Here is a 9,895-nt window from a genome sequence, read left to right as displayed (position 1 = left end):
GGGTCCCTGAGCGCTGCGCGCTCAGGAGAGAACCGCCTCGCTGCGCTCGGCGGCCGGACCGCTTCGCGGTCCTAGGGCCGGCCCTTTGGGCCGGTGTCCTGCGCTTCGCTCCGGACCAGGTTCGGGGTTCCGCTTCGCTCCACCCCGAACGGCCTGCTCTGCAGGCCTGGGTGACCCCGTTTCACGGCGTCGGGGCCTGCGGCCCGTTGGGTGGGTTCGCTCCGCTCCCCACCGTCCTTCCGGCTTCGCCTCCAGGACCAGCCCGCTCCGCGGGCGGCTGGCAACAGGGGCTCGGGGGTGGCATAGGCTGTACACGCCGCGGTGGGGGCAGGTAGCGCAGAGGTCGACGCGCCCCCCTGCAAGGGGGATGACGCCGGTTCGAATCCGGCCCGCCCCACCGCGTGCCCTCAAGAGCACCCCGCTGCTCGGGGCCTCCGGGCCCAGGCCGCGTCGCGGGCGTCAGCAACGACGGGCTATGTGCCGGTCCAGGAGCCTGATAGCCATCTCATGGTTGTACGAGGCGGCCAACTCCCTCGGAGTTTCACCGTCGGGTGTCGCGGTCGGATCGGCTCCATAGGCCAGGAGGATCGCGGTGAGCGCCGAGTCCAGTGGCCCACCAGACTGCAGTGCCCCATCCCCTTCGGCATCGATCGCGTGCAGAAGAAGAGTCAACCCACAGCACACCTCCTCAGGGTCCGCGCCCGCATCGAGAAGACGGGTCAACTCGCCATGGTCACCTGACTCGACCGCCTGATGCGCAGGAGTCCACAGATTGTCCACGCCTGCTCCCACTGCACGCGGAAGGTTCACCTCGGTTTGCTCGCTGCGCTCCATGCGAGTCCCCACTCATCCCACCGCCGTCAGCCAACCACTCGTCCGTGCTGCGTTCGAGTGTAGCCCGTGCATCAGAGGTGATGCACTATGTACTGTTGGCAGAAATTGGGCAGACGCTGAGGCGGGGAACATGGCCATCAAACGAGAAACCCCGACGGGCATCACCCTCAGGGCAAGATACTTTATTCGCGCCCACGGCCACTGGGCTGATCATGCTGACATCGAGCAGTACAGAGCCCGATGGACAGAGCACAGCATCCCCACGGCTCAGATCGACCGCGTGGCCTCCTACGAGAGGGTCTGGGGCGGCCTGATCCTGCCACCTTCCCCGCACTACGACGGTGGCCCCCGGGCGCTCAGCGGCGATGTGCCCGAAAGAATCGAATCCGGCGCGTGGCTCTTCGAAGCAGGGGCGCAGCGCACGGCCCTCCCCTACTCGTTCGTGATCGGACCCGACGGGGAGTTCGGCCTTCACGCCGGCGCCGAGGACTGGGTACCACTGCACTCCAGCATCGAGGGGTGGGTGGAAGCCCTGTCGCTGGCCGACCACGCCCGGCGCTGCGCACGTACCACCACCACGCTGACCGGCGCTGCCGTAGACGACCTCGACCTCGACGGATTCGAAGCCGTACCGGAAGTCGCAGGCATCACGGACACCTGGTGGCGCGGCACCGACTCACTCATCGCCGTCTACCGCGGCGAAGCCGAGGCCATGCACGCACCCCAGTGCCGCACCGCCACCATCTACACCGGACTCAACGACTGGGGACTACGGGGACTCGACACCTAGACAAGCAACAAAAGAACCCTCACTGCCCGATCTCCACCGGACAGAATGGACACCCGGAATGCACGGCATTTCCCTCAGGGAACACCAGGTCGACCAGAAGTCAGCGTTCCGACAGTGGGTGGGATTCCCTGCAAGGACATCCGTGCCCCCGCAGGGGGCACGAGGCACCATCGTGTCAGCGACCGGGTCAGGAAAGACGATCACGGCCGCCGCCTGCGCGCTGGAATGCTTCCCAGACGGCCGGATCCTCGTCACCGTTCCCACCCTGGACCTGCTCGCCCAGACCGCCCACGCGTGGCGCAAGGTCGGCCACCGCGCCCCGATGATCGCTGTCTGCTCGCTGGAGAACGACCCGGTTCTCAACGCGCTCGGGGTGCGCACCACCACGAACCCGATCCAGCTCGCGCTGTGGGCCGCCTCCGGGCCGGTGGTCGTGTTCGCCACGTACGCCTCTCTGGTGGACCGCGAGGACATCGACGCACCCGAGGGCCAGCGGAAGGTACGCGGGCCCCTGGAGGCCGCCCTGGCCGGCGGAGAGCGGCTCTACGGCCAGCAGATGGCGGGCTTCGACCTCGCCATCGTCGACGAGGCCCACGGCACCGCCGGCGACCTCGGCCGCCCCTGGGCCGCAATCCACGACAACACCCGCATCCCGGCGGACTTCCGGCTCTACCTGACCGCGACGCCGCGCATCCTGGCCGCGGCCGCGCCTCAGAAGGGCGCGGCCGGGCAGGAGGCGGAGATCGCGAGCATGGCCGACGACCCGAACGGCACCTACGGCGCGTGGCTCGCCGAGCTGGGACTGAGCGAGAGCATCGAGCGGGGGATCCTCGCCGGGTTCGAGATCGACGTCCTGGAGATCCGCGACCCGTCGCCCGTGATCGGGGAGTCGGAGGAGGCGCAGCGGGGCCGGCGCCTGGCACTTCTGCAGACCGCACTCCTGGAACACGCCGCGGCGTACAACCTGCGTACGGTCATGACCTTCCACCAGAAGGTGGAGGAGGCAGCCGCATTCGCGGAGAAGCTGCCGGAAACGGCGGCCGAGCTGTACGCCACCGACGCCTCCGACGCCGATCTCGCGGCCGCCGAGAAGCTGCCGAAGTCCTCGATCGAGGCCGAGTTCTACGAGCTGGAGGCCGGCCGCCACGTCCCGCCGGACCGGGTCTGGTCGGCATGGCTGTGCGGGGACCACCTCGTCACCGAGCGCCGCGAAGTCCTGCGCCAGTTCGCCAACGGCATCGACGCCGACAACCGGCGCGTGCACCGGGCCTTCCTCGCGTCCGTGCGGGTCCTGGGCGAGGGAGTCGACATCACCGGCGAACGCGGCGTCGAAGCCATCTGCTTCGCCGACACCCGCGGCTCCCAAGTCGAAATCGTCCAGAACATCGGCCGCGCACTCCGCCTCAACAAGGACGGCTCCACGAAAATCGCCAGGATCATCGTGCCGGTCTTCCTGGAGCCCGGCGAGGACCCGAAGGATATGGTCGCCTCCGCCAGCTACAAGCCACTCGTCGCCGTACTCCAAGGCCTCCGCAGTCACGACGAGCGCCTCGTCGAGCAACTCGCCTCCCGCGCCCTCACCCACGGCCAGCGCAAGATCCACATCCGGCGCGACGAGGACGGACGGATCGTCGGCGCCAGCGGCCAAGGTGACGAAGAGGACCAAGAGGACGGCGCCCACGCCGCGGGCGAGTCGGCGCTGCTGCACTTCTCCTCGCCCCGGGACGCGGCCACCATCGCCGCGTTCCTGCGCACCCGGGTCTACCGGCCCGAGTCCCTGGTGTGGCTGGAGGGCTACCAAGCCTTGATCCGGTGGCGCGCGGAGAACGGCATCACCGGCCTGCACTCGGTCCCGTACGACACCGAGACGACGGTGGGCGTCACGAAGGCGTTCCCGCTCGGGCGATGGGTCCACCAACAGCGCAAAGCCCTGCGCGCCGGCGAGCTGGAGGACCGGCGCAAGGCCCTCCTGGACGCACCGGAAGCCGGAATGGTCTGGGAACCCGGCGAAGAGGCATGGGAAGTCAAACTCGCCGCGCTCCGCGCCTACCGGCGGGCCACCGGACACCTCGCACCCCGCCAGGACGCCATGTGGGGCGAGGACGACGAAATGGTGCCCATCGGGCAACACATGGCCAACCTCCGGCGCAAAGGCACCAAGAACGGACTCGGGAAGAACGAGGACACCGCCACGACCCGGGCCGCGCAGCTCGCCGCGATCGACAAGGACTGGAACTGCCCCTGGCCCCTCGACTGGCAGCGGCAGTACCGCGTGCTCGCCGACGTGGTCGACGCTGATGGGCAGCTGCCCGGCATCGCCCCGGGCGTGCTGATGGACGGCGACGACATCGGGCGGTGGCTCCAGCAGCAGAAGCAGCCGGCCAACTGGGCGCGGCTGCTGCCCGAACAGCAGGAACGGCTGACCGGGCTGGGCGTGCAACCCAACCAGGCACCCTCCCCCGCCCCCGCAGACAGCCGCGGGACGAAGGGGCCGAGCAAGGCACAGCAGGCGTTCCAGCGGGGCCTGAAAGCCCTCACCCAGTGGGTCGAGCGGGAAGGCGCCCACCGGCCCGTCCCCAGGGCCCACGGTGAGGAAATCGCGGTCGAGGGCGCGGCGGAACCGGTGATCGTGAAGCTCGGCGTGTGGGTCACCAACACCAAAACCCGACGCCACAAACTCACCCAGGAACAGCTGAACGCACTACGGAAACTGGGCGTGGACTGGGCACAGTAGCGAGTCGCACCCTCCCGGAAACCCGCGGGAAAAGACACCTCAGGCCCAGCCGAGAACGCCCCCCACTCGCCTCCGGCGGGACCTTCGCGCTGCTCCGCTCGCCGCAGCCGCCCCCCAGAGCGACGGCTGCGGCAAAGCCGTGGACGCGACCACCTGGGACCTCATCGTATAGGGCCTGACCTGCGTATTTACGCTCAAAGACCTAGGATTGGCATGCAACGGCGACGGCGTGGAAGCAGCTTCGGCTGCTTCGGCGACATCCGCTCACACACATGCTCAGGACGGCCCAGGGAGGGTGTTTCATGACCGAGTCCGGCGACCCCGGTGAGCCCGCGAACGTGAATGAGTACAGCGCCAGTGACATCCAGGTACTCGAGGTCCGCGAGGCGATACGCAGGCGCCCCGGCATGTACATCGGCTCGACCGGCGAGCGCGGCCTGCATCAACTGGTCTACGAGGTCGTCACGTACGCCGTCGACGAGCACCTTGCCGGCCACGCCGACACCATCGACGTCACGATCACCGCGGAGGGCGGCATTCGTGTCTCGGACAACGGGCGGGGCCTGCCCGTCGAGATGAAGGAACCCACCGGCAAGTCGGGGGTCGAACGCGAACTGACAGAGCTCTCCTTCGGCTCCAAGCCCCACACCGGCTACGCGATCTCCGGTGGCATCAACGGCCTGGGCCTTTGCGTGGTCAACGCGCTGTCGAGCCGCCTGACGGTCGAGGTCCGCCGGGACGGCCACCGGTGGACCCAGGCATACGAGAAGGGCACCCCGGTCACCCCGCTGACGAGGAAGGAGGAGACGGATACGCACGGCACCGCGATCGCGTTCTGGCCCGACGCCGACATCTTCGAGACCACCCGCTACTCGTTCGCCACGCTGTCCGAACGCCTCCAGGAACTGGCCTTCCTCAACGAGGGCCTGGCCATCTCACTCACCGACGAGCGACCGGAGCGACCGGTCCGCTACCACCACACGGACGGCCTGCGGGCCTACGTCACCCACCTCAACCCCTACCCCCCGAGGCTCGTTCATTCGCCCGCCATCGCCTTCGAGTCGGAGAATCAGGATGCGACGATCTCCGTGCAGGTCGCTATGCAGTGGAACACCTGGTCCACGGGAAACCTCCACTCCTTCGCGAACAGCACCCGCACCCATGAGGGCGGCACACACGAACACGGCCTCCAAACCGCGCTCACTGCGATCGTCAACGACCACGCGCGCCGACAGCACCTGCTCTCCCCGGACGACGAGGACATCACAGCCGAAGCCGTCCAGCAGGGACTGACCGCGGTCGTGTCCGTGAAACTCGCCCATGCCGTCTTCGAAGGCTCCACCAGAACCAGACTCAGCAATCCCGAAGCAGGCGCCTACGTCCAGGAAGTCGTCCGTGAACACCTGACCCACTGGCTCGACCACCACCCCGACGAAGCCGCGGTCATCATCCGCCACACCCTCAACACCTCCACCTGACCGGCCAGGGGGCGACGAAGGATCTCCACGGTGTTCGCGGCTCAGGCGCAGAGCAGTGAGGCGTGGATGCGGGCGATGGCCCGCAGCACCTCGTGGCGGTTTTTGGCCTGCTGCATCCATGCGGGCAGGCGGGCCACCACGGTCATCTTCCGGCCGTGGTCGTGCCAGGGAATCCCTTCACGCAGCGGCGCCTGCACGAATCGCCTGATCAGGTCCAAGTGTCCCAGGTTGTAGGCCCATATCCACCCGTGCCGGGTCTCGATCTGCAGCCACAGACGGACGCCGAAGTACGGGTCCGTGGCCGGCTCGTCCCGGTCCCGGTGCAGGGCCACACCTTTACGGCTCCATTCCTTCGCCGCCCCGCAGTTTCGGCAGACGAGACGCCTTGGTGCAAAGAGGTCCGGATCGTGCACCCCGGCCGGTTCCGGTCCTGCCACGACATGAGCGATATTCGCGCAGCCGGGACAGCACACGAGGACCGACGCGAGGAAGTCGTACTTCGTGCTGCGCGGGTCCCGGAACCGGTGGTGTGTGGAGATCGAACTCATCAGACCAGTATGCGAGCCAAACACGGAGGGCTCCTACGGGATAAATCTCAAGCTGAAGGAAGCGGCCCAGGCTGGGTGCTGTCGGTGGGGTGTCGTAGCGTCGGGACATGATCTCCGAGCCGACAGGCCGGGCCGCGGGCCCCTACGATGCAGCCTTCCTGCCCCGGTTACGGATGTCCTTCCGTGCTGCACGCGAGCCGGTTACGCAACCGGTGTCGAAGTTCGGCGGGCAGCCGGTCTGGCTGGACGAACCGGCCTGGCCAGAGCATCCCCGTACGAGCGAGCCGCTGGTGTTCTTCGGCCAGTTCCGAGTGCCGGGAGACGAGGTGCGCCTCGCGTACCTGTTCCTGCATGAGGAAGGTCAGGTCATGGGCGGCGACACTCCGGAGAACGGCGAGGCCGTCGTCCTGATCCAGCCGGGTGGGCGGATACCGCCCTTCGCGTCGATCGGCTCCCCCGGCACACAGGGGCGGACCCTGTGGCGTTGGGGTCCGGACCACACGGAGGTACCCGTCGAATGGCTCACAGACCTGACTCCGATGCCGCCGGAACTCGACAGGGCAGCCAACGAGGCCGCCGCCTGCTCCCGGTGGCTGAGAGGCGAGGGTCCCGAGACCGAATCCCCCGAGGAGGAATGGCCCAAGGACTTCTCGGGGGGCGAGGCCGTCTACCCCAACGACGAGGCATTCGGCATCGATGCCTCTTGGTGGTTCCTCTGCCAGTTCGAGGACCGGGGCGAGGCCAAGGACGACCCGTTCTTCCTCAACTTCGGCTACGGAACCGGCTTCCTCTTCCTCAGCTCTGACCACCTCGAAGGCCGGTTCATGTGGGATTGCAGCTAAGCCGCAGGCGTCCAGGATGGTAAACAGGACCTGGTTGCGGGATTCTGCGGGGAGACTCAGGATGGCCTCGCATTCCCGCGCCTACTGCGGCGCCGGTCCGCAGCGCAGCAGTTTCAGGGCGCGGCGGTTCTCGGGATCGGCGGTCCAGGCGAGGACGGTGTCCATGTCGTCGTCGCCGAGAGCGGCGGCCAGGAGATACCCGGACAGCAGGATCCGGCTCTGCGCGAGCCAGTAGGCGTTGTCCTGCCTCTGCGGAAGACGGCTCATCAGGCTGCCCGCCATGGCGAGGGCATTCTCCGGATCCGCGCACGCGGCAACATCAGACGGGACAACCATGCCGTGACCTCTTTCGATCCACCACCCGCCCCAGGCCGGAGCGGTACCTGACGGTGCCAGCCGCGCTGGTGCCCGAGCCCGACGCCCCACCGTGTACGGCATCTTCACCCGGTCGCACCCCCTACCCCCGGCCTCGCGCCGTAAGGACACTCCGGCAGCCGGCCCCTCTTTCGACCGGCTCGGGCCTCACCGTCACCCTCGGCGACTCCATCCGCGCCTCCCGTCCCAAGCCCGGCATATGCCGACCCGTACCCGCGACCGTACGGCCTGCCGGTCAAGGGCGACACCCGCCCCGCGATCACCGCCGCTGGGCAGTTTCGCAACAGCGACCGGCCGCGGAACGGCCCAGCGGTCAGGCGGCCGGTCCGGTGCGCAGTCGCCGCGCGTCGCGCACGAGCGTGTACGAAGCACTGAGGAAGATCACGGCTCCGGTGACGAGCCAGAGAACCGAGGCCCCCGAGCGGTACTCACGCACGGCGAGAACGAGCAGCATGACGCTGGCAAGGAAGCCGAAGGCCGAGATCAGAGCGCTGATGCGGGAAGTCACACAGACATCATCAGCGACGAACTCGGCCAGCGGAAGTGATCCGCTGCCGCTGCGGCAAGCCCTCCAGCAGGCTGCCGTGAGCGCGCCGAATGCGGCTTGCCGGCGTAGCAGGTGCAGGCGGCACCCTCGTATGTCGCCTGGCTTGCTAGGCGGGGTGGGGTGTGGTGCCCTGCAGGGCGTCCAGGGCGGTGAACAGGACGCGGTTGCGGGTCTCTTCGGGGAGAAGGATGGCCTCGCATTCCTGCGCCCACTGCGGCACCGGTCCGCCGCGCAGCAGTTCCAAGGGGCGGCGGTTTTCGGGATCGGCGGTCCAGGCGAAGACGGTGTCCACGTCGTTGTCGCCGAGCGCAGCGGCCAGGAGATAGCCGGACAGCAGGCTGAGGGCATTGGCGTGCCAGAAGTCGTTGTCCCGGAGCCGCAGAGCGGGTTCCAGCAGGTTGGTGGCGATGACGAGAGCCGTGTCGGGATCCGAGCAGGAAGGAAGATCGATTAGGGCGGTCATCGAGGGCCTTCTCTCGGTCAGGCCCGCCACAGCATCGAGGTGCGTTGCGCTGACGGACGTCGCTCAAGGGTGGAGCCTACTACCCGCCCTGCGTGGCCAGCAGGGCTCTTGCCGGTCTCACCTACCCCGCGCCTTGCGGCAACTCCCCCGTTTGGCGCCGGGCGTCGGTGCCCGTTCTCGGCCCACGGGAATCGCGCGGTCCGTGTGGCGTCATCGTGTGCTGCTGGGACGGACCGTGGCTGTCCAGTAGTCCAGGACCGGCGGATCTTGCCTCAGCAGGCTGATGAACCGTGCTCGGCGTTCCTCGGCCGGGAAGAGCAGGCGTGCTCTGACGGAGCTGGACACTCGCAAGGCCGGGAAGCCGTGATCTACGGCCCGGCCTCGGGTTGGGCGCTCGTGCCCTACGTGCTGACGTCCTCGCCAGCCACAGTGGCGGACTGGGCTGCGGCAGGAGACGAGGACTCGGGGCCGGGCGCCCGCTCCGGCTCGTCGACCACCGGGGCGACCTCGACGGTCGCGATCACGGCCTCCGCCTCCGCGATCACGGCCTCCTCCGTCGTGGTCACGGTCTCGGAGACTCCGACCACAGCCTGGGTCGCGGCAGCTGCGCGGCGGTCACGGAACTCCTTGAAGGCCTTCCATCCGACCACCGGCACGCCGATCGTGATGACACCGGCTACGAAGCCCTGCCTCTGCCCCAGCCGGACGCCCACCTGAATGCCTTTCTGGAAGCCCTTCTGGAGGCCCTTCCGGACGTAGGCAGCACGTAGGGCATCAGGACCTCCCAGCTTGCGTGCCTCGGCGCTGAATTCCGCGTAGTCCCACACCGCACTCACCGCGCTCCCTTACCTTCTCCGTCTGTTCAGTAACGGCCTGATCATCCCAGGGTGAAGCTGAGGCGGAGGGAATCAGGACAGCCGTAGTCGTGGTCGACCGCGAGCTCCCTCATTCTCGTTCGTGGCGCTGAAGCTGCTGGCCGGCGAAGTCCTGGGCCGCCTCTTCCCGTTCTTGCCCAGCTCGCGGCACACCCAGCTATCGCTGCGAGGAGCCTCCACCACATGGACTCCTTCCTCCACCTTGCAAGCGCACGCACCAGACGCCGCTCCCTGATCCGGCCTGATCCGAAAGAAACGGCCTAGCTGTATTGACCACGAGCGTTGTTAACGGTGCTGGGTCTTGATCATGGCGAAGACCTCCGGTGTGGTGGAGGTGTCTAGGCTCCACACCACACACGGAGGTCTTCGTGTCCCACCGTAATGCCCGGCTGACCGTGCACGGCAGGCG

At 68.1% G+C, this 9,895-nt stretch carries 10 protein-coding genes and 1 tRNA gene; 5 read left to right on the top strand and 6 right to left on the bottom strand.

Features of this window, described 5'->3' with window-relative positions:
• The first annotated feature begins 324 nt into the window (after positions 1-324).
• Positions 325-397, top strand: a tRNA-Cys gene (locus K7B10_RS40590).
• Positions 398-459: 62 nt separating this feature from the next.
• On the opposite strand, the gene K7B10_RS40585 is transcribed toward K7B10_RS40590, so the two are convergent.
• The gene (locus K7B10_RS40585) at positions 460-834 is read right to left on the bottom strand and encodes an ankyrin repeat domain-containing protein (RefSeq protein ID WP_229346090.1); all 375 of its coding nucleotides are present in this window, start codon (positions 832-834) and stop codon (positions 460-462) included.
• 280 nt (positions 835-1,114) lie between these two features.
• On the opposite strand from K7B10_RS40585, the gene K7B10_RS40580 reads away from it, so the two are divergent.
• The 3 genes from K7B10_RS40580 (at position 1,115) to K7B10_RS40570 (ending at position 5,836) form a co-directional block, all read left to right on the top strand.
• The gene (locus tag K7B10_RS40580) at positions 1,115-1,624 is read left to right on the top strand and encodes a hypothetical protein (RefSeq protein ID WP_229346089.1); all 510 of its coding nucleotides are present in this window, start codon (positions 1,115-1,117) and stop codon (positions 1,622-1,624) included.
• A gap of 58 nt (positions 1,625-1,682) precedes the next feature.
• Entirely contained in the window at positions 1,683-4,358 is a 2,676-nt protein-coding gene (locus K7B10_RS40575; RefSeq protein ID WP_229346086.1) for a DEAD/DEAH box helicase, read from the top strand.
• A 302-nt stretch (positions 4,359-4,660) separates the two neighbouring features.
• Positions 4,661-5,836, top strand: coding sequence for an ATP-binding protein (locus K7B10_RS40570; RefSeq protein WP_229346084.1), 1,176 nt, complete (start codon positions 4,661-4,663; stop codon positions 5,834-5,836).
• Between the two features lie 41 nt (positions 5,837-5,877).
• Here K7B10_RS40570 and K7B10_RS40565 read toward each other — a convergent pair whose 3' ends face one another.
• Positions 5,878-6,384, bottom strand: coding sequence for a hypothetical protein (locus K7B10_RS40565; RefSeq protein WP_229346091.1), 507 nt, complete (start codon positions 6,382-6,384; stop codon positions 5,878-5,880).
• Between the two features lie 212 nt (positions 6,385-6,596).
• On the opposite strand from K7B10_RS40565, the gene K7B10_RS40560 reads away from it, so the two are divergent.
• Positions 6,597-7,226 (top strand): hypothetical protein, encoded by a 630-nt coding sequence (locus K7B10_RS40560; RefSeq protein WP_229346081.1) that lies wholly within the window; start codon positions 6,597-6,599, stop codon positions 7,224-7,226.
• Between the two features lie 81 nt (positions 7,227-7,307).
• Here the strand turns inward: K7B10_RS40560 and K7B10_RS40555 are convergent, their stop codons facing one another.
• From K7B10_RS40555 to K7B10_RS40540, 4 genes are all read right to left on the bottom strand, one after another.
• On the bottom strand, positions 7,308-7,562 hold the full coding sequence (locus K7B10_RS40555; RefSeq protein WP_229346079.1) for a hypothetical protein: 255 nt from the start codon (positions 7,560-7,562) through the stop codon (positions 7,308-7,310).
• A 352-nt stretch (positions 7,563-7,914) separates the two neighbouring features.
• Positions 7,915-8,109, bottom strand: coding sequence for a hypothetical protein (locus tag K7B10_RS40550; RefSeq protein WP_229346077.1), 195 nt, complete (start codon positions 8,107-8,109; stop codon positions 7,915-7,917).
• 145 nt (positions 8,110-8,254) lie between these two features.
• Entirely contained in the window at positions 8,255-8,611 is a 357-nt protein-coding gene (locus K7B10_RS40545) for a hypothetical protein (protein ID WP_229346075.1), read from the bottom strand.
• A 401-nt stretch (positions 8,612-9,012) separates the two neighbouring features.
• Positions 9,013-9,438, bottom strand: a complete 426-nt coding sequence (locus K7B10_RS40540) for a hypothetical protein (protein ID WP_229346073.1) — start codon at positions 9,436-9,438, stop codon at positions 9,013-9,015.
• Positions 9,439-9,895 lie beyond the last annotated feature (457 nt).

The sequence above is a fragment of the Streptomyces flavotricini genome, assembly GCF_020639365.1.
GTDB classification, from domain to species: domain Bacteria; phylum Actinomycetota; class Actinomycetes; order Streptomycetales; family Streptomycetaceae; genus Streptomyces; species Streptomyces flavotricini.
This window is presented reverse-complemented; position numbering and strand designations above follow the sequence as displayed.

What these genes read in the sequence shown, in the direction of transcription:
- K7B10_RS40575 (WP_229346086.1), top strand. Translation starts at nt 1,683, where the DNA reads ATGCACGGCATTTCCCTCAGGGAACACCAGGTCGACCAGAAGTCAGCG.
- K7B10_RS40545 (WP_229346075.1), bottom strand. Translation starts at nt 8,611, where the DNA reads ATGACCGCCCTAATCGATCTTCCTTCCTGCTCGGATCCCGACACGGCT.
- K7B10_RS40585 (WP_229346090.1), bottom strand. Translation starts at nt 834, where the DNA reads ATGGAGCGCAGCGAGCAAACCGAGGTGAACCTTCCGCGTGCAGTGGGA.
- K7B10_RS40570 (WP_229346084.1), top strand. Translation starts at nt 4,661, where the DNA reads ATGACCGAGTCCGGCGACCCCGGTGAGCCCGCGAACGTGAATGAGTAC.
- K7B10_RS40565 (WP_229346091.1), bottom strand. Translation starts at nt 6,384, where the DNA reads ATGAGTTCGATCTCCACACACCACCGGTTCCGGGACCCGCGCAGCACG.
- K7B10_RS40555 (WP_229346079.1), bottom strand. Translation starts at nt 7,562, where the DNA reads ATGGTTGTCCCGTCTGATGTTGCCGCGTGCGCGGATCCGGAGAATGCC.